Source organism: Thauera sp. 27, assembly GCF_000310125.2.
GTDB classification, from domain to species: Bacteria; Pseudomonadota; Gammaproteobacteria; order Burkholderiales; family Rhodocyclaceae; genus Thauera; species Thauera mechernichensis.
In genome coordinates, this window is record NZ_AMXB01000016.1 from 38,524 (window position 1) to 55,138 (window position 16,615).

General features: G+C 63.9%; 18 protein-coding genes. 13 read left to right on the forward strand and 5 right to left on the reverse strand.

Annotation, left to right across the window (positions count from 1 at the left end):
* Positions 1-128: 128 nt before the first annotated feature.
* From mltG to B447_RS10525, 7 genes are all read left to right on the forward strand, one after another.
* The gene (mltG, locus tag B447_RS10495) at positions 129-1,169 is read left to right on the forward strand and encodes an endolytic transglycosylase MltG (RefSeq protein ID WP_002939548.1); all 1,041 of its coding nucleotides are present in this window, start codon (positions 129-131) and stop codon (positions 1,167-1,169) included.
* Positions 1,170-1,225: 56 nt separating this feature from the next.
* Entirely contained in the window at positions 1,226-1,870 is a 645-nt protein-coding gene (gene tmk / locus B447_RS10500; RefSeq protein WP_198291778.1) for a dTMP kinase, read from the forward strand.
* Positions 1,867-2,940, forward strand: coding sequence for a DNA polymerase III subunit delta' (holB, locus tag B447_RS10505; protein ID WP_002939553.1), 1,074 nt, complete (start codon positions 1,867-1,869; stop codon positions 2,938-2,940). Before tmk ends, holB begins: the two co-directional genes overlap by 4 nt.
* The gene (locus B447_RS10510; protein WP_002939554.1) at positions 2,937-3,302 is read left to right on the forward strand and encodes a PilZ domain-containing protein; all 366 of its coding nucleotides are present in this window, start codon (positions 2,937-2,939) and stop codon (positions 3,300-3,302) included. The genes holB and B447_RS10510 overlap by 4 nt, the downstream gene beginning before the upstream one ends.
* Before the next feature lie 73 nt (positions 3,303-3,375).
* Complete coding sequence (locus B447_RS10515) at positions 3,376-4,152, forward strand: TatD family hydrolase (RefSeq protein WP_002939572.1); 777 nt, start codon at positions 3,376-3,378, stop codon at positions 4,150-4,152.
* Positions 4,133-4,861, forward strand: coding sequence for an ankyrin repeat domain-containing protein (locus B447_RS10520; protein WP_002939575.1), 729 nt, complete (start codon positions 4,133-4,135; stop codon positions 4,859-4,861). Before B447_RS10515 ends, B447_RS10520 begins: the two co-directional genes overlap by 20 nt.
* A gap of 264 nt (positions 4,862-5,125) precedes the next feature.
* Positions 5,126-5,683 (forward strand): phasin family protein, encoded by a 558-nt coding sequence (locus tag B447_RS10525; RefSeq protein WP_002929828.1) that lies wholly within the window; start codon positions 5,126-5,128, stop codon positions 5,681-5,683.
* 100 nt (positions 5,684-5,783) lie between these two features.
* Here the strand turns inward: B447_RS10525 and B447_RS10530 are convergent, their stop codons facing one another.
* The 5 genes from B447_RS10530 to benA all read right to left on the reverse strand — a co-directional run bounded on the left by B447_RS10530 (position 5,784) and on the right by benA (position 10,760).
* Positions 5,784-6,746 carry an AraC family transcriptional regulator gene (locus tag B447_RS10530; protein WP_002939578.1) on the reverse strand — a complete coding sequence of 321 codons (963 nt, stop codon included), beginning with the start codon at positions 6,744-6,746 and terminating at the stop codon, positions 5,784-5,786.
* 290 nt (positions 6,747-7,036) lie between these two features.
* Positions 7,037-7,813 carry a 1,6-dihydroxycyclohexa-2,4-diene-1-carboxylate dehydrogenase gene (locus tag B447_RS10535; protein WP_002939580.1) on the reverse strand — a complete coding sequence of 259 codons (777 nt, stop codon included), beginning with the start codon at positions 7,811-7,813 and terminating at the stop codon, positions 7,037-7,039.
* Positions 7,814-7,840: 27 nt separating this feature from the next.
* Positions 7,841-8,851, reverse strand: coding sequence for a benzoate 1,2-dioxygenase electron transfer component BenC (gene benC, locus B447_RS10540; RefSeq protein ID WP_002939582.1), 1,011 nt, complete (start codon positions 8,849-8,851; stop codon positions 7,841-7,843).
* A 65-nt stretch (positions 8,852-8,916) separates the two neighbouring features.
* Positions 8,917-9,405 carry a benzoate 1,2-dioxygenase small subunit gene (benB, locus tag B447_RS10545; protein WP_002929839.1) on the reverse strand — a complete coding sequence of 163 codons (489 nt, stop codon included), beginning with the start codon at positions 9,403-9,405 and terminating at the stop codon, positions 8,917-8,919.
* 14 nt (positions 9,406-9,419) lie between these two features.
* Complete coding sequence (gene benA, locus B447_RS10550) at positions 9,420-10,760, reverse strand: benzoate 1,2-dioxygenase large subunit (protein ID WP_002939586.1); 1,341 nt, start codon at positions 10,758-10,760, stop codon at positions 9,420-9,422.
* A 310-nt stretch (positions 10,761-11,070) separates the two neighbouring features.
* Here benA and B447_RS10555 point away from each other — a divergent pair, with 310 nt between their 5' ends.
* From B447_RS10555 to B447_RS10580, 6 genes are all read left to right on the forward strand, one after another.
* Positions 11,071-12,000 (forward strand): catechol 2,3-dioxygenase, encoded by a 930-nt coding sequence (locus B447_RS10555; protein WP_002939590.1) that lies wholly within the window; start codon positions 11,071-11,073, stop codon positions 11,998-12,000.
* Positions 12,001-12,040: 40 nt separating this feature from the next.
* The gene (locus tag B447_RS10560; protein WP_002939594.1) at positions 12,041-13,210 is read left to right on the forward strand and encodes an ABC transporter substrate-binding protein; all 1,170 of its coding nucleotides are present in this window, start codon (positions 12,041-12,043) and stop codon (positions 13,208-13,210) included.
* 74 nt (positions 13,211-13,284) lie between these two features.
* Positions 13,285-14,151, forward strand: a complete 867-nt coding sequence (locus B447_RS10565) for a branched-chain amino acid ABC transporter permease (RefSeq protein ID WP_002929847.1) — start codon at positions 13,285-13,287, stop codon at positions 14,149-14,151.
* A 4-nt stretch (positions 14,152-14,155) separates the two neighbouring features.
* On the forward strand, positions 14,156-15,121 hold the full coding sequence (locus tag B447_RS10570) for a branched-chain amino acid ABC transporter permease (protein ID WP_002939596.1): 966 nt from the start codon (positions 14,156-14,158) through the stop codon (positions 15,119-15,121).
* Positions 15,118-15,894 carry an ABC transporter ATP-binding protein gene (locus tag B447_RS10575; RefSeq protein ID WP_002939598.1) on the forward strand — a complete coding sequence of 259 codons (777 nt, stop codon included), beginning with the start codon at positions 15,118-15,120 and terminating at the stop codon, positions 15,892-15,894. The genes B447_RS10570 and B447_RS10575 overlap by 4 nt, the downstream gene beginning before the upstream one ends.
* Positions 15,887-16,600 (forward strand): ABC transporter ATP-binding protein, encoded by a 714-nt coding sequence (locus tag B447_RS10580; RefSeq protein ID WP_002939599.1) that lies wholly within the window; start codon positions 15,887-15,889, stop codon positions 16,598-16,600. The genes B447_RS10575 and B447_RS10580 overlap by 8 nt, the downstream gene beginning before the upstream one ends.
* The last annotated feature ends 15 nt before the right edge of the window (positions 16,601-16,615 follow it).

Consider the following 16,615-nt stretch of genomic DNA (forward strand, 5'->3'; position numbering starts at 1 on the left):
GGTCAGCGGTAGCAAGGGGGTTGGCAGTAGCAAGGCGGGTTGGCGGTAGCGCACGACCTCGCTCGGAGGTGCTTGCGCGATGAAGTATTATAGGCGCCCGCCGCAAGTCGGTCGCCCCTGCGCCCGACATGGCTTTTTCCGTCGATGCTGTGCTGATGCGTTCCCTTGTGCGCTTCGTTGTATACCTCTTGATTGTGTCCATGCTCGGCGCGATGTTGCTCGTCGGTGCGGGGTGGTGGTACGCGCACGCACCGCTGACGCTGGCGTCCGAAAAGGTCGAATTCACCGTGCCGCGTGGGGCTGGCATGCGCCATGCCGCCGGTGTGATCGAGGATGCGGGCGTGGGTGTCGATGCCCGCTTCCTCACCCTGCTCGCACGTATCGGCGACAAGGCGCACACGATCAAGGCCGGCAGTTACGAAGTGCGCACCGGAGTGACCCCCTGGCAGCTGATCGAGAAGCTGGCGAGCGGGGATGTGACACAGGGCGAACTGCTGCTGGTGGAAGGCTGGACCTTCCGCCAGGTGCGCCAGGCGCTCGAGAGCAATCCTGACCTCGAGCAGGACACGAGTGGCTTGTCGGACGCGGAGCTCTTGCAGCGAATCGGTGCCAGCGAGACACACCCCGAGGGCCTGTTCTTCCCCGACACATACCGGTTCGACAAGCGCTCGAGCGCGCTCGCGGTGCTCAAGCGCGCCTACGACGCCATGCAGCTGCGCCTGGCCGCAACGTGGGAAGCGCGCGACCCGGCGATGCCGCTGGCTTCGCCTTACGAAGCCCTCATCCTGGCCTCGATCATAGAAAAGGAGACCGGCCGTGCGGAGGACCGTGGACTGGTGGCATCGGTATTCGCCAACCGCCTGCGCGTGGGCATGCGGCTGCAGACCGACCCCACGGTGATCTATGGTCTGGGGCCGGAGTTCGATGGGCGCTTGCGCCGTGTCCATCTCGACACCGATCACCCCTGGAACACCTACACGCGCGCCGGTCTGCCGCCGACGCCGATTGCGATGCCGGGCGAAGCGGCGCTGCGTGCGGCCTTGAAGCCGGAGAACAGCGAGTTCTTCTATTTCGTCGCACGTGGGGATGGCAGCAGCGAGTTCTCGCGTACCCTGGCCGAGCACAACCGGGCGGTCAATCGTTTCATCCGCAATGGGGGGGGGCGATGAGTGCAATGCCGCCGCGCCTGCCCGAACCGATCATATCTGCCTCTCCCGCGACGGCCATGGAACGTCTTTCTCACGAGGCCGCAGGGCGCGGCCGCTTCATCACTTTCGAAGGTATCGACGGCGCAGGCAAGAGCACCCAGATCGACGCGGTCGTCAGCTTGCTGCGTGCGCAAGGCAGGGTCGTGGAGCAATCTCGTGAACCCGGCGGTACTGCGCTGGGCGAGCGTTTGCGCGAACTGCTGCTGCATGAGGCCATGCACCTCGAGACAGAGGCGATGCTGATGTTCGCAGCACGTCGCGAACACCTCGCCGCACGGATCGAGCCCGCGCTCGCTGCCGGGCACTGGGTTGTCTGCGACCGCTTCTCCGATGCCACCTTCGCCTATCAGGTTGGCGGGCGGGGGCTCGCACGCGACAAGTTCGAAGCACTCGAGGCCTGGGTTCATCCGGGACTCCAACCTGACCTGACCCTGCTCTTCGATCTTCCACCGGAGATCGCTGCTGCGCGTGTCGCTGCCACTGGTGCCGCGCCCGATCGCTTCGAGCGCGAGCAACGTGACTTCTTCGAGCGTGTACGTGCCGCTTATCTCGAGCGTGCCCGACTGGACCCGGCGCGTTTCTGCATCGTCGACGCCACGCGTTCTCCTGCATCCATCCGCGCCGACATCGAGGACGTCGTGCGCGACCGACTGCAGCCATGATCCATTCCTGGTTGCAGCCCACCTGGACACGACTCGTTGAGCTTGGCGATCGCCTGCCTCACGCCTTGCTGCTGGTTGGTCCGCCTGGCCTGGGCAAGCGCGAGCTTGCCGATGCGCTCGCCGCTCGTCTGCTGTGTGATTCTCCGGCTGACGATGGCCACGCCTGCGGACGCTGTGAGCCTTGCGTCTGGCGGCTGGCCGACAACCATCCCGACCTGCATCGGGTGGTCCCCGCGGCAGCGGCAGAGGCCGCTGCCGCCGAGCGCGGCGAGGGCGAGGGCGGCGATGCCGCTGGCGGGCGCGAGGGGGGCGGCAAGGCGGCGTCGGCGCAGATCGTCATCGAGCAGATCCGGGACCTGCAAGCGGCCTTGAGTGTCACCGGACACCATGGTGCACGCCGTGTTGTCGTACTCGATCCGGCAGAGGCGATGAACCCCTTTACCGCCAACGCCTTGCTCAAGCTGCTCGAGGAGCCGCCAGCGGGCTGCGTGTTCCTGCTCGTATCCTCGGCGTCACGCCGGCTGCTGCCGACGATTCGCAGTCGGTGCCAGCAGTGGCTGTTTGCGCGTCCGGAAGAGCACGCGCTCGCGCACTGGAAAACGCGTACGGACCCCGATGTGCTTGCGCTGCTCGCCCTCGGCGGCGGAATGCCGCTGGCGGCCGAACGCCTCGCGCGTGCGGGCGGTGGGGCCCTGCTTGCACGTTTCGTACGTGATCTGGCCGGCTTGCAGGCCTCCGACGCACTCAAGCTGGCCGCCCAGTGGGAGAGTTGGCTGAAATCGCGCGAGGCCTTGGCCGCTGGTTTCGGCTTGCCAGAACTGTGCGACTGGATGCAGCGCTGGGTCAGTGACCTGGCCAGCGTACGACTAGGTGGCCGTGTACGCTTCTTTCCCGCCCAGCAGGCTGTCCTCTCCACCCTCGCCAGCCGTTGCAGCGTGGCGGCGGCGAGCGCCTGTTACAATGAAATGGCGCAGATTCGCAGGGTGTCGCGGCACCCCTTGAGCTTGCGCCTGGTACTGGAGGATCTGCTGATGCGTTACGTTCGCGCCACTGCTGGAGTTCGTGGATGAGTGATGCGTCTCGAACGACACCGACGCGGCCGAGCGTGCTGTCGCTCAACATCAACAGCAAGTCGGCGCTGTACGCGGCCTATATGCCGTTTCTCGTCAATGGCGGCATCTTTCTGCCTACGCCCAAGAACTACAAGCTGGGCGATGAGGTCTTCCTGCTGCTGCAGTTGATCGACGACCCCACCCGTCACCCGGTGGCCGGCAATGTTGCCTGGATCACCCCTCATGGTGCGCAAGGGGGCAAGACGCAGGGGATCGGGGTGCACTTTTCGGCCGACGAGTCGAGCAAGGTGCTGCGCGGCCGTATCGAGCAGATCCTTGCCGGCCATCTGGGCTCGAGCCGGCCTACGCATACCCTCTGAACCCTGGGCGCTTGCTGCATGCCAGTGCCTCGTACCGGCTCTCGATGCCGACCCATTACACCAACCCGGTCCAATGTTCGTAGATTCTCACTGCCATATCGACTTCCCCGACCTTGCCGCGCGAGAGGACGAGGTGCTTGCCAACATGGCGGCCAATCGGGTCGGCACAGCGCTTTGCATCAGTGTCACGCTCGAAGCCTTTCCCCGCGTGCTCGGGCTGGCCGAACGCCACGCCCAGCTTTGGGCATCGGTCGGCGTCCATCCCGACAACGATGGTTGCGAAGAGCCTGACGTGGCCCGCCTGCTCGCGTTGGCAGACCATCCCAAGGTGGTGGCCATCGGCGAAACCGGGCTCGACTACTACTGGCAGAAGGACGAGCCGGAGTGGCAGCGCGAGCGTTTTCGTACGCACATCCGTGCCGCGCGCCACTGCGGCAAACCGCTGATCATCCATACGCGCAGTGCTGCCGAGGACACGCTCAGGTTGATGCGCGACGAGGGCGCAGGTGAGGCGGGCGGCGTGATGCACTGCTTCACCGAGAGCTGGGAGGTTGCTGAAGCCGCGCTCGAGTTGGGCTTCCACATTTCCTTTTCGGGCATCGTCACCTTCCGCAACGCCAAGGCGCTCAAGGAGGTAGCGTGCCGGGTACCGCTCGAGCGCCTGCTCATCGAAACCGATGCGCCCTATCTTGCTCCGGTTCCGCATCGTGGCAAGATCAACGAACCCGCCTGGGTCGTGCACGTGGCCGAGGAGATCGCTCGCCTGCGTGACGAACCGCTCGAGCATATTGCGCGCGCGACCACCGACAACTTCTTTCGCCTATTCCGCCATGTCACCAGACCAGCCTGACGTCCGTGTCGCGGACACCTCCGCCGCAACGCTGCGCCGCTTCCTCCTTGTTGGGCTGTTGGCCACTGCGAGCCTGATTTCGGCGCCCGCATTTGCCAACAGCTATGAGGCCGCGCTCAGTTCCGCGCGCCTGGGTGACACCCGCCAACTCGTCGGTTTGCTCAATCGTGGCATCGATCCTAATACCGTCGATGCCAATGGCAATACCTTGCTGATCCTGGCCGCACGCGAGGGCCAACTCGCAACCGTTGAGGCGCTGCTGCGTTACCGGGTGCGTATCGATTACCGCAATCTGGCAGGCGATTCAGCGCTGATGCTTGCCGTCCTGCATGGCCATGCGCAGGTGGTCGAAGCGCTGATCAATGCGAGCGCAACACTGGACCACGAGGGTTGGGCACCGGTGCATTACGCCGCGTTCGAGGGCCGGGATGCAATCCTCGACAGGCTCCTCGTCGCCGGAGTCGATGTAAATGCGCGTGCGCCCAACCAGGCAACGGCGCTGATGCTGGCGGCGCGCAATGGCCATGTGGGGGTCGTACGGCGCTTGCTGTCGCTGCCCCAGATCGAGCTCAATGCGCTCAACGAGGCAGGCCTGTCAGCCGATGCATGGGCTGCACAGAACGGGAACACCGATATCGCCGAACTGATCGCTGCCGAGCGCAAGCGCAGGGGATTGGCTGCGCCGGCCATACGGCTGACGATCGACTAGTTGGTAACCGACGGTCGATTCTGTCGGGGACTCAGGAAGCAAGACGGCCGGTATTACCGGCCGTCTTGCTTATGTCCGGGCGTTTTCCATGGCAGGAGCGGATACGCATTCAGCGGGAAATTATGCATTGCACAATTCATTTGACAACGCCAGAGAGACTCATATAATCATCGCCATGTTGCAGCGCAACATGGCGGCCCGGGAACTTGGTCGCACGTGCAGTTGGACGAATCCTCTCACCACCCGTTTTCAAGGATGTTAAAGATGACCAAGATCACCACCCCCGAGCAGCTCCTCGCCGTCAACAAGGCTCAACTCGAGACCCTGCTGTCGCTCGCCAACAGCGCCCTGGCCCGTGCCGAGCGCCTGACCGAGCTCAACCTCAACACCACCCGCTCGGTGCTCGAGGACGGCGTTGCCATCACCCGCAAGCTCGCCGAGGCGAAAACCCCGCAGGAGCTTGCCAGTCTGCAGGCCGAACTCACCCAGCCGATGCTCGACAAGGCCGTCGCTTACGCACGCAACGTTCAGGAACTGGCTGCCGAAGGCCAGCAGGAGACCGCCAAGCTGGTCGAGTCTCAGGTAGCCGAGCTCAACAGCGCGTTCAGCACCGCGCTCGAGCAAGCGGCCAAGACGGCGCCGGCTGGCTCGGAAGCCTTCTTCGCCGCCGTCAAGTCGGCGATGGATACCGCCAATGGCCTGTATGAGAACGTCAGCAGCGCCGCCAAGCTTGCCGAGGCCAAGCTGGCCGCTGCCACCGAGCAGGCCGTCGAGGCAGTGACCGCGAGTGTCAAGAGCGCGACGCCCAAGAAGCGCGCCTAAGCTACCGTACAGGGCAGCCATGCTGCCCTCTGCGCTGGACAGGAAAGGGACCGTGCGGCCGTGAGCCGGACGGTCCCTTTTTGCGTCGTCGTGCCCGCGCTTAGCTGGACAGACGGGACTTCATTGCCTCCGACGGCAACATACCGAAGGTGGATCTGTAGAGTTCCGAGAATCGGCCGAGGTGGGTGAATCCATACTCGAGTGCAACTGCAGTGACGTTGGGCGCCTTGCTCGCGGGATTGGTCAGGGTCGCGTGCACATGCTCGAGTTTTTTCTGGCGGATGAACTGCTTTGGCGTCGTCTTCGCGTTCTTCTCGAACAACAGATAGAGCGAGCGCAGGCTCAGGCGGGAAAAGTGGGAGAGCTGCTCGGCGCTGATGTCCTGCTTGATGTTGTCGTTGATGTACTGCACGAGACGCTCGAAACACGGCGCATGCTCGCAGGGCTCCTCGAGCCCCAGGTTGTGTTCGAGCATGGTCATGAGCTTGGTCGTGACCACGCGGTTGTAATGCTGGAGCATCTGGGGGGTCGTCAACGCAGACTCGGCTTCTTCGCAGATGAGCTGGAGGAGAACGATGAGGCTCTCGAGCTCCTGGAAGCGGTAAGGCACCTGCTTGAAGGTGATGCGTTCGCGCGAGCGGGTCCAGCGATGCTCTGCACAAGCGTCACCGAGCATCGTCGCGGGCAACTTGACGATGAATTTCTCACAGTCCTCGGAGTAGGTGATGTCGAGCGGGTCGTCCGGGTTCAGCAGCAGGAAATGCCCGGCCGACAGGTCAAGCGTGGTGTGGGGCAGGGTGTAGCGACAGTAGCCGCGCAGAATGAACTGGAGGTGGTAGATGTCGGCCAGCCCCTCGGAGATCACGCGCGCACGGGCGCCGTAGCTCAGTCGGCACAGGTCGAGTCCACCGGCCTTGCGATGCGAAAGTGACGCGCTGCCCTGACTGCGCGAACTCAGGCTCAGGCTATGAGACCCCACGTTCGCGCGCACGTAGTCCGACACCTCGAAAGGATTGGCACCATTGAAGATGCTGCTTTTGGCGTTCAGGAAGGCCAGGGGCATGATCAGACCCCGGCGCGTAGAACAGGCGATCGGTCCGATGCGGCCCCCGCAGTTGCAGGCAAGGCCAGGGTAGTCTCTCGTGCGCGCATCATCTCTCTCCCGGTGGGGCTATCTCCCGTCGCCCAGTTCTGCGCTGTGCGTCGAGAATTTTTGGAATCTCGAGTTTATTCTCGATAAGAAATTTTGTCTATGGCCGCATAGTCTGAGCGAACGGTTGCTGGCGTGTAAACGTGGCAAGGCCGCAGCGCAATGATGCGCTGCGGCCTTGCCAGGGACGTGGCCGAGGGTGATCAGCCCTGGTCGCCACCTCCGACCGGGATGACGGTGCCGGTGATGTAGGCCGAGTCGTCGGAGGCGAGGAACAGGATCGGATCGGCCTGCTCGTCCAGCGTACCGTAGCGCTTCATCAGGCTGCTGTCGATCGACTGGCTGTAGATCTGCTTGTACCAGCGCTTCTCCTCCTCGCTCTGCTTTTCCGCGTTACGCGGTACCAGACGCGGCGGAGCCTCGGTGGCACCGGGGGCGGTCGCATTGACGCGGATACCGCGCTCTGCGGTCTCGAAGGCCAGGCAGGCGGTAAGTGCATTTACGCCACCCTTGGCCGCCCCATAGGGGACGCGGTTGACGCCGCGGGTGGCGATTGATGACACATTCACGATCGAACCCTTGCCCTTGTCCAGCATGTGGGGCAGGGCTGCGCGGCAGCACCACAGGGTGGGGAACAGCGAGCGTCGCACCTCGGCCTCGATCTGATCCTCCTGATAGTGCTCGAAGGGCTTGGTCCAGATCGTGCCGCCGACGTTGTTGATCAGGATGTCGATGCAGCCGAACTTCTCCACCGCGGCATCCATGACCCGCTTGCACTCGGAGAACTGCTCGAGGTCGGCCGTGAGGCTCAGCACCTCCACCTTCGTTGACAGTTCCTTGGCCACCTCATGCACGATCTCCGAGCGGTCGACCAGCACCAGGGTGCCCTTTTCCTTGGCCATCTTCTCGGCGACCCGCTTGCCGATGCCTTGTGCGGCACCGGTGATCACGGCCACTTTCTTCTTGAAACGGTTTGCCATTGTCGCTCCTGACGGGATGGGCAGCGCTCAGACGCTGGCGGCGAACTTCTCGTAGTGGAAGCTGTTCGGCTCGACCTTGCGTTCGCGCAGGTCATGGGCCACAGCCTCGACCATCGGCGGGGGGCCGCACAGGTAGATGTCGACATTGCCGTGGTCAAGGTGGGCCGGCTCGATGTGGGCGGTGACGTAGCCCTTCTTCGGCCAGCTGCTGTCATCGGCGACGACGCACACGTCGTAGCTGAAGTTGGGCAGCGCGGCCTTGAAGGCATCCAGGCGCTCGAGCTCGACCACGTCGGCGTCGGTGTTGACGCCGTAAATGAGGTGGATCGGGTGGGCGCTGCCACCGCCGGTGACGAGCTTGTCGAGCATGGCGAGGAAGGGCGCGAGGCCGGTGCCGCCGGCGAGCATCAGCACCGGGCGTGCGACGTCGCGCAGGTAGAAGCTGCCGATCGGGCCGGCGAGCTTGATGGTGTCGCCAGCCTTGGCGGTGCCGGTGAGGTAGCCGCTCATCAGGCCGTTGGGTACGTTGCGGATGAGGAAGCTGACCTTGCTCTCGGCAGGCATCGAGCTAAAGGAGTAGGCGCGCGTCTGCTCGGTGCCGGGCACGGTGAGGTTGGCGTACTGGCCGGGCAGGAAAGCGAGCTTGGCGATGCCTTCACCCTGGAGCACCAGGGAGAGCGTGCTCGGCGACAGCTGGCGCACTTCGGCCACGGTGGCGGTGAGGGTAGCGTGCTTGATCTTGCACACCTCGGACGAGGCGGGCACGTTCACCACGCAGTCGCTCTTGGGGTGCATCTGGCAGGTGAGGACGTAGCCGAGCCTGGCCTCTTCTTCGCTCATCGCGTCGTCGATGTAAAAGCCGAGCTCGTACTGGCCGGATTCGGCCTTGCACTTGCACGCGCCACAGGCGCCGTCACGGCAGTCGATTGGGACGTTGACGCCCTGGCGGTAAGCGGCGTCGGCCACCGTCTCGGTGGCGTTGCAGTCGATGAAGCGGGTGACGCCGTCCTCGAAGTTCAGCGCGATCTTGAATGTCATGGTTGTCTCTCCGGGATGGGGCAGGGTCGCCGCTGTCTGCGCACGCTGGCGCCCCGCCCTCGTTATCAGACGTGGTACACGTCGATGACGTGACGGATGTAGTCGGTCTTCAGAACGACCTTCTTGAACTTGATCACCGGGTTGGCGCCCGATACGTCGAGGGTGTAGAAGCTCGTGCCGCAGAAGTGGTCGGTGTGGTTGTAGCGCACGCTCATGGTGTGCCAGTTGAAGCGCAGCTTGACCGTGTTGCCGTCCTGCGCCAGCACCTCGATGTTGCTGATGTGGTGATTGGTGCGGGTGTCGGGGATGGTCGCGCTCGAACGCTCGGTGCGGATGCGGAATACGCGGTCTTCCAGGCCGGCACGGCGGCCGTACCAGATCAGCGAGATTTCGGACTGGGGGTCTTCGGTCAACTCGCCGTCGTCATCCCAGGCGGGCATCCAGAAGGTGCAGTTCTCGTCGTACATCGCCAGCCAGCTGTCCCAGTCGCGATCGTCCAGGTAACGGGCTTCGCGGTACAGGAAGGCACACAGGTCTTGGTAGCTCAGGCTCATTTTCTCGTCTCCGCTCAGGCTTGTGCTTGTTCGGCCGCTAGGGCCTTCTTCATCTGCTCCAGCCAGTAAGTGTGCTGCGCCACGTACAGGCCTTCGTCCTCGGTCTTGACGCCCGACAGGATGGGCTTGAGGCCGATCTTGTCGGCTTCCTCGTCCGGGCCTTCTACCCAGTGCTCGGCGCCGCGCGCCATGTCGTTCCACTCAAGGGCGCGGCCCATGAAGCCTTCCTGGCAGGCGCGGAACTCCTCGAGGTCGTCCGGGGTGGCCATGCCCGAGGCGTTGAAGAAGTCCTCGTACTGGCGGATGCGGCGAGCGCGCGCCTCGGCCGACTCGCCCTTGGGCGCGATGCAGTAGATGGTGACTTCGGTGCGATTGACGTCGAGCGGGCGGAACACGCGGATCTGCGAGCTGAACTGGTCCATCAGGTACACGTTCGGGTACAGGCACAGGTTGCGCGAGTTGCCGATCATCCAGTCGGCCTTGGCCTCACCGAACTCGGCGACCAGGCGGTCGCGCTGTTCCATCAGCGGACGGTCCTCGGGGTTGTCCCAGCGCGTCCACAACAGCAGGTGGCCGTTCTCGAAGGAGTATGAACCGCCGCCCTTCTTGGCCCAGCCGCCGGCGCTCATCGCCTTGATGTCGTCACCGGCGTCGCGGCTTTTACGCTGCGCCTGGGTGGCGGCGTAGTTCCAGTGCGTGGCGGTGACGTGGTAGCCGTCGGCGCCGTTCTCGGCCTGCAGCTTCCAGTTGCCCTCGTACACATAGGTGGACGAGCCGCGTAGCACCTCAAGACCTTCGGGCGACTGGTCGACGATCATGTCGATGATCGCCTTCGATTCGCCGAGGAAGGCTTCCAGCGGCTGCACGTCGGCATTCAGGCTGCCGAAAAGGAAACCGCGATAGGACTCGAAGCGGGCGATCTTCTTGAGGTCGTGAGAGCCCTCACAGTTGAAGCTCTCCGGATAGCCGGTCTCGGTCGGGTCCTTGATCTTGAGCAGCTTGCCCGAGTTGTTGAAGGTCCAGCCGTGGAAGGGGCAGGTGTAGGTCGCCTTGTTGCCGTGCTTGAAGCGCGCGAGTGTGGCGCCGCGGTGGGCGCAGGCGTTGATGAAGCAGTTGAGCTGGTTGTCCTTGTTGCGGGTGATGAACACCGGCTGGCGGCCAATCTTCGTCGTGTAGTAATCGTTGATCTTCGGCAGTTGGCTCTCGTGTGCGAGATAGACCCAGTTGCCTTCGAAGATGTGCTTCATCTCCAGCTCGAACAGTTCGCGGCTGGTGAACATTTCACGCTTGCAGCGGAACAGGCCTTGAGCCTTGTCCTTCTGGATCAGTGCGTCCAGGTATTCCATTGTGATCATCGCCGAGGTCTCCGATGGTGTTAGTACGGAGTCCGCATCGTAGGTAGGGCGGCGGCGGCGAAATATCCAGTTTCTGCACGATCGCTATCCACTCCCTGCATACGCCGTTGCGTGCACAAAGCGGATAAGCATCGTGCAGAAACTGGATATTGCCGTTCCCCGGCACCGCCTAATCTGCGCTCCACACGAAGCCCGGGCGCCATCGCAAAGCGTTTGCCGGCCAGGACCCGGTGCTGCGTGAATGGCGAGGCCGTCGCGGTGCCCGAGCACGCGGAAGGCCTCCCGCCCCCTGACCACAAGGAGAGAGGAAATGGCGACAAGTGGTGTGATGCGTCCCGGACATATCCAGCTGCGTGTGCTGGACCTGGATGAGAGTGTCAATTTTTACCGGAACGTGCTCGGACTGGTCGAGACGGGCCGTGACGCCGCTGGCCGCGTCTACTTCAAGGCCTGGGACGAGCGTGATCACAACAGCGTGGTCCTGCGCGAAGCCGAGCAGGCAGGCATGGACCTGATGGGTTTCAAGGTCAAGGACAGGGCCACCCTCGAACAGCTCGACAAGGATCTCCAGGCCTACGGCGTGCAGACTGAGCGCATCCCGGCTGGCGAACTGCTGGAGACTGGCGAGCGCGTGCGTTTCACCATTCCGACGGGTCACGTCATGGAGCTTTACGCCGACAAGACCGACGTGGGCAACGGCCAGCCCTACACCAACCCTGATCCGTGGATTCCGGCCGCAGAGCACGGCATCGCGCCGCATCGCTTCGATCACTGCCTGCTCTACGGTCCGAACCTAGAGGACAACCTCAAGCTGTTCACCGAGGTGCTGGGCTTCCACCTCGTCGAGCGCGTGCTGCTCGAGGACGGCAAGTCGCTGCTGGCGACCTTCATTTCCTGTTCGCACAAGGCGCACGACCTCGCTTTCGTCGCCCACCCGGAGCCAGGCAAGCTACACCACCTGTCCTTCCTGCTTGGCAGCTGGGAGCAGGTGCTGCGTGCGGCCGACATCATGTCGATGAACCGTGTATCGATCGATATTGGCCCGACCCGCCACGGCATCACCCGTGGTACCACGATCTACGCCTTCGACCCCTCCGGCAACCGGTTCGAGACCTTCTGCGGCGGCTACGAGACCTACCCTGACCATGCCCCGATCACCTGGACCTTCGACGAGGTCGGCGCGGGCATCTTCTATCACGACCGCAAGCTCAACGAGCGCTTCCTCACCGTCGTGACCTGAGCCTGACCCAAATTCGAAACTGCTCCAAAGGAAGAGACAAATGGACAAGCACTATAAAATCGTTTGCAACCTGGTCCTTGGTGCCGCGCTCGTGACGACCGGCATGGGGTCGGCGCTGGCGCAGGACAAGGTCAAGGTCGGCCTGATGCTGCCCTACACCGGCACCTTCGCGGCACTCGGCAACAACATCACCAATGGCTTCAAGCAGTACGTCGAGGAGAACGGTGGCAAGCTCGCCGGCCGCGAGGTGCAGTACGTTGTTGTGGACGACGAATCCAACCCGGCGCGTGCCACCGAGATCGCCCGTCGCCTGGTGACCCGCGACAAGGTCGACGTGCTGATCGGTTCGGTGCACTCGGGCGTGGCGCTTGCCGCCGCGCGCGTCGCCGCCAACACCAAGACGCTGATGATCGTGCCCAACGCCGGCGCCAACGAGATCACGGGTGCGCAGTGCTCGCCCTATGTGTTCCGTTCGTCCTTTTCGGCCTGGCAGCCGTCCTACGCAATGGGTGAGGCGCTCGCCAAGCGCGGCGTCAAGAACGTCGTCACCCTGGCATGGAAGTACTCCTTCGGCACCGAGTCGGTCGAAGGCTTCACCGAGGGCTTCACCAAGGGTGGCGGCAAGATCGTCAAGGACATGAGCCTGCCCTTCCCGAACGTGGAGTTCCAGCCCTTCCTCACCGAGATCGCCGCGCTCAAGCCCGACGCCGTGTTTGTCTTCTTCGCCGGCGCTGGCGCCGCCAAGTTCGTGAGCGATTACGCTGCAGCAGGCCTCAAGGGCAGCATCCCGCTTTATGGCCCGGGTTTCCTGAGCGAGGATGTTGCGGCCATGGGAGGCGCCGGCGAGGGGCTGCAGACCACGCTGCACTACGCCGACGGCCTCAATACTGAGCGTGACAACGCCTTCCGTACCGCATACGCCGCTGCCTACAAGGCGCAGCCGGACGTCTATGCGGTGCAGGGCTACGATGCGGCGCAGATGTACCACGCCGGTCTCAAGGCTGCCAATGGCGACCCCGCCAAGCTCGACGCCGTGATCGACGGCATCCGCGCAGCCACCATCGACAGCCCGCGCGGCAGCTTCACCCTGTCCAAGGCCCACAACCCGGTGCAGGACATCTACCTGCGCGAGGTCAAGGACGGCAAGAACGCCGTCGTCGAGGTCGTCTCCGCCGGGCTCGAGGACCCTGCCCGCGGCTGCAGCATGTAAGCGTCCCGCTTCCCTTCCCAACTCAACGCATACGTCGTCCCGGCAGGCTTGCGCCTGCCGGGCGGGGGATAGTCATGGATTTTGCGAGCTTCCTGATTCAGGTGCTGAACTCGCTGCAGTACGGCTTGCTGCTTTTTCTGGTGGCAAGCGGGCTGACGCTGGTCTTCGGCATCATGGGCATCATCAACCTGGCGCACGGCAGTTTCTACATGATCGGCGCCTACCTGGCCTTCGTGCTTACGAGTGCGACCGGCAGCCTGGTGCTGGCTATTGCGCTCGGCATTCCGCTGGCACTGATCTTCGGTGCCCTCCTGGAGTGGGCACTGTTTTCCCACCTCTACAAGCGCGACCACCTCGAGCAGGTGCTGCTTACCTACGGCCTCATCCTGATCTTCGAGCAGCTGCGCAGCCTGCTGGTGGGCGATGACGTGCATGGCGTGGCCATCCCGGCCTTCCTCGACGCATCGATCCAGCTCACCGAGGTGATGAGCTATCCGGTGTATCGCCTGGCCATCTCGGTCGTCTGCATCGTGCTCGCGGTGGCGCTCTACTACGTCATTCAGCGTACCCGCCTGGGCATGATGATCCGCGCCGGCAACGACGACCGCAGCATGGTCGAGGCGCTGGGCATCAACATCAACATGATCTATCGCGTGGTGTTCGCGCTCGGGGTGGCCCTGGCTGCGCTCGCCGGCATGCTCGCCGCACCGATCTCCTCGGTGTTCCCGAACATGGGCAGCCATGTGCTGATCATCTCCTTCGTGATCGTCGTCATCGGTGGCATCGGGTCGGTGTGGGGCGCGCTCGTTGCTGCGCTGATCGTCGGCTTCGCCGACACCTTCGGCAAGGTTCTGCTGCCCGAGATCTCCGGAATGATCGTGTACCTGGTCATGGCCGTGGTCCTGCTGTGGCGCCCCGAAGGCATCCTGAAGAAGGGCTGAGATCATGAACGTCAATGCTTCCCTCATCTTCAAGCTCATCGCGGTCGCCGCGATTGCCTGTGTGCCCATGTCGGGCGAGTCGTTCTACGTCGAACTGGTTGCGAAGATGCTGCTCATGGCGATCTTCGCCATGAGCCTGGACCTGCTGGTGGGCTTCACCGGCCTGGTGAGCTTCGGCCATGCGGCCTACTTCGGCATCGCCGCCTACTCGGTGGCCCTGTTTACCGCCAAATTCGGTCAGATGAGCCTGTGGGTGATGCTGCCCGCGGCCATCCTGCTGTCGGCTGCAGCTGCGCTCGTGATCGGCATCTTCGTGATCCGTACCAAGGGCATCTACTTCATCATGGTCACGCTCGCCTTCGCCCAGATGGCGTACTTCGTGTTCCATGACACGCCCCTGGGCGGTGGCTCGGACGGCGTCTATGTGGACGCACGGCCGACCGCGGCGATCGGCAGCTGGGTCCCCTTCGACCTGGATAACGAGCTGCACATGTTCTATTTCGTGCTCGTCATGATGCTGCTGGTGTACCTGTTTCTTCATCGCGTGCTGCAGTCGCCCTTCGGTCGCGTGCTCATGGGCATCAGGAGCAACGAGCACCGCATGCAGTCGCTGGGTTACTTCACCTTCGGCTACAAGCTGGCCGCATTCACCCTGGCGGGCGCGCTGGGCGGGGTCGCCGGCTTCCTTTATGCGGTCCTGTTCGGCTTCGTCACCCCCGAACTGCTGTCGTGGCACGAGTCGGGCAACGTGCTGCTGATGGTGATCCTGGGCGGCATGGGCAACCTTGCGGGTGCGGTACTGGGCGCCTTCGCCTTCGAGGCCATGCGCGAGTTCTTTGCCGATATCACCAAGTACTGGCAGTTGCTGATGGGTGGCGTCATCGTGGCCCTGGTGCTCTTTCTGCCGGGTGGGCTGACCGCAATTCCGGGCCGCATCAAGCGCGCCCTGCAGGGAGGTGGCGCAAAATGAGCCAGACCAGCAAGAACGAAGTGGTGCTCGAGGCGCGCAAGCTCACGCGTCGCTTCGGCGGCCTGGTGGCCAACCAGGACATCGACGTCACCCTCGAGCGCGGCATGATCCACGTGCTGCTCGGCCCCAACGGGGCAGGCAAGTCGACCTGCATCAACATGCTGTCGGGCGACCTGCCGCCCTCCGAAGGCGAGATCCGCTACCTGGGCAAGGACATCACCCGGCTCAGCGCGGCGCAGCGCTCGCAGGAAGGCATCGGGCGCAGCTACCAGCGTACCAATATCTTCCCTCAGTTCACCGTGCTCGAAAACGTGCGCCTTGCCGCGCAGTCGCGCCGCCAGCAGCCGTGGCGCATCTTCAGCAAGGCCATGGAGCAGCAGTGGGCGCTGGAGAAGGCGCGCGCCTGCATCGAGGAGGCCGGCCTCGGCAGGCGCGTAGACTGGGTGTCGGGCGTGCTCAGCCACGGCGAACAGCGCCAGCTCGAGATCGCCATGGTGCTTGCCACCGACGCCCAGGTGCTGCTGCTCGACGAGCCGCTCGCCGGCATGGGCTCGGAAGAGTCCGCGAGCATGGTCGCGGTGCTCAAGCGCCTGCGCCAGACGCGCGGCATCCTGCTCGTCGAGCACGACATGGACGCCGTGTTCGCAGTTGCCGACAGGATCACGGTGATGGTCAATGGCCAGTTGCTGGAGTGCGGTCCGCCCGCACAGATCAAGGCCAGCGTGGCCGTCCAGCAGGCCTATCTGGGTACGGAGGACAGCTTCCATGTCTAACATGCTGCTCGAAGCCAAGGAAGTTCATACCTATTACGGTGCCAGCCACATCCTGCACGGCATCGACTTCAGTATCCGCGAAGGCGAGGGCATCGCGCTCATGGGTCGCAACGGCATGGGCAAGTCGACGCTGATCAAGAGCATGCTCGGCATCGTCAGGCCCAGGCATGGCCGGGTGCTGGTGCGTGGTGACGACTACAGCCGCGCGCGCACCTTCCAGACTGCGCAGCAGGGCATCGCCTACGTGCCCGAAGGCCGTGGCATCTTCAAGAGCCTGACCGTGCGCGAGAACCTGCTGATGTCGGCGCGTGCCGGCATCGACGGTCGCCGCGAATGGACCTTCGACCGCGTCATGGAGACCTTCCCGCGCCTGGGCGAGCGCATCAACAACGGTGGCTGGCAGCTGTCGGGGGGCGAGCAGCAGATGCTCACCATCGGCCGCGCGCTGATGACCAACCCCGACCTGCTGATCCTCGACGAGGCCACCGAGGGCCTGGCGCCGCTGATCGCCATGGAGATCTGGCGCATCGTCAAGGAGATCCGCAGGACCGGGATCGCCACCGTGATCGTGGACAAGAACCACGGCGCAGTCACCAGCATCTGCGACCGCGCGATGATCCTGGTGAAGGGGCAGGTGGTGTTCGACGGCACCAGCGACGAGATCCGCGCCCAGCCCGAACTGATCCAGAAGCACCTCGGCGTCTGAGCCGGACGCGCCACA

Bases quoted from the DNA above. Each gene is read 5' to 3' on its own strand.
- mltG (WP_002939548.1), top strand. From the start codon at position 129: ATGGCTTTTTCCGTCGATGCTGTGCTGATGCGTTCCCTTGTGCGCTTC.
- tmk (WP_198291778.1), top strand. From the start codon at position 1,226: ATGGAACGTCTTTCTCACGAGGCCGCAGGGCGCGGCCGCTTCATCACT.
- holB (WP_002939553.1), top strand. From the start codon at position 1,867: ATGATCCATTCCTGGTTGCAGCCCACCTGGACACGACTCGTTGAGCTT.
- B447_RS10510 (WP_002939554.1), top strand. From the start codon at position 2,937: ATGAGTGATGCGTCTCGAACGACACCGACGCGGCCGAGCGTGCTGTCG.
- B447_RS10515 (WP_002939572.1), top strand. From the start codon at position 3,376: ATGTTCGTAGATTCTCACTGCCATATCGACTTCCCCGACCTTGCCGCG.
- B447_RS10520 (WP_002939575.1), top strand. From the start codon at position 4,133: ATGTCACCAGACCAGCCTGACGTCCGTGTCGCGGACACCTCCGCCGCA.
- B447_RS10525 (WP_002929828.1), top strand. From the start codon at position 5,126: ATGACCAAGATCACCACCCCCGAGCAGCTCCTCGCCGTCAACAAGGCT.
- B447_RS10530 (WP_002939578.1), bottom strand. From the start codon at position 6,746: ATGCCCCTGGCCTTCCTGAACGCCAAAAGCAGCATCTTCAATGGTGCC.
- B447_RS10535 (WP_002939580.1), bottom strand. From the start codon at position 7,813: ATGGCAAACCGTTTCAAGAAGAAAGTGGCCGTGATCACCGGTGCCGCA.
- benC (WP_002939582.1), bottom strand. From the start codon at position 8,851: ATGACATTCAAGATCGCGCTGAACTTCGAGGACGGCGTCACCCGCTTC.
- benB (WP_002929839.1), bottom strand. From the start codon at position 9,405: ATGAGCCTGAGCTACCAAGACCTGTGTGCCTTCCTGTACCGCGAAGCC.
- benA (WP_002939586.1), bottom strand. From the start codon at position 10,760: ATGATCACAATGGAATACCTGGACGCACTGATCCAGAAGGACAAGGCT.
- B447_RS10555 (WP_002939590.1), top strand. From the start codon at position 11,071: ATGGCGACAAGTGGTGTGATGCGTCCCGGACATATCCAGCTGCGTGTG.
- B447_RS10560 (WP_002939594.1), top strand. From the start codon at position 12,041: ATGGACAAGCACTATAAAATCGTTTGCAACCTGGTCCTTGGTGCCGCG.
- B447_RS10565 (WP_002929847.1), top strand. From the start codon at position 13,285: ATGGATTTTGCGAGCTTCCTGATTCAGGTGCTGAACTCGCTGCAGTAC.
- B447_RS10570 (WP_002939596.1), top strand. From the start codon at position 14,156: ATGAACGTCAATGCTTCCCTCATCTTCAAGCTCATCGCGGTCGCCGCG.
- B447_RS10575 (WP_002939598.1), top strand. From the start codon at position 15,118: ATGAGCCAGACCAGCAAGAACGAAGTGGTGCTCGAGGCGCGCAAGCTC.
- B447_RS10580 (WP_002939599.1), top strand. From the start codon at position 15,887: ATGTCTAACATGCTGCTCGAAGCCAAGGAAGTTCATACCTATTACGGT.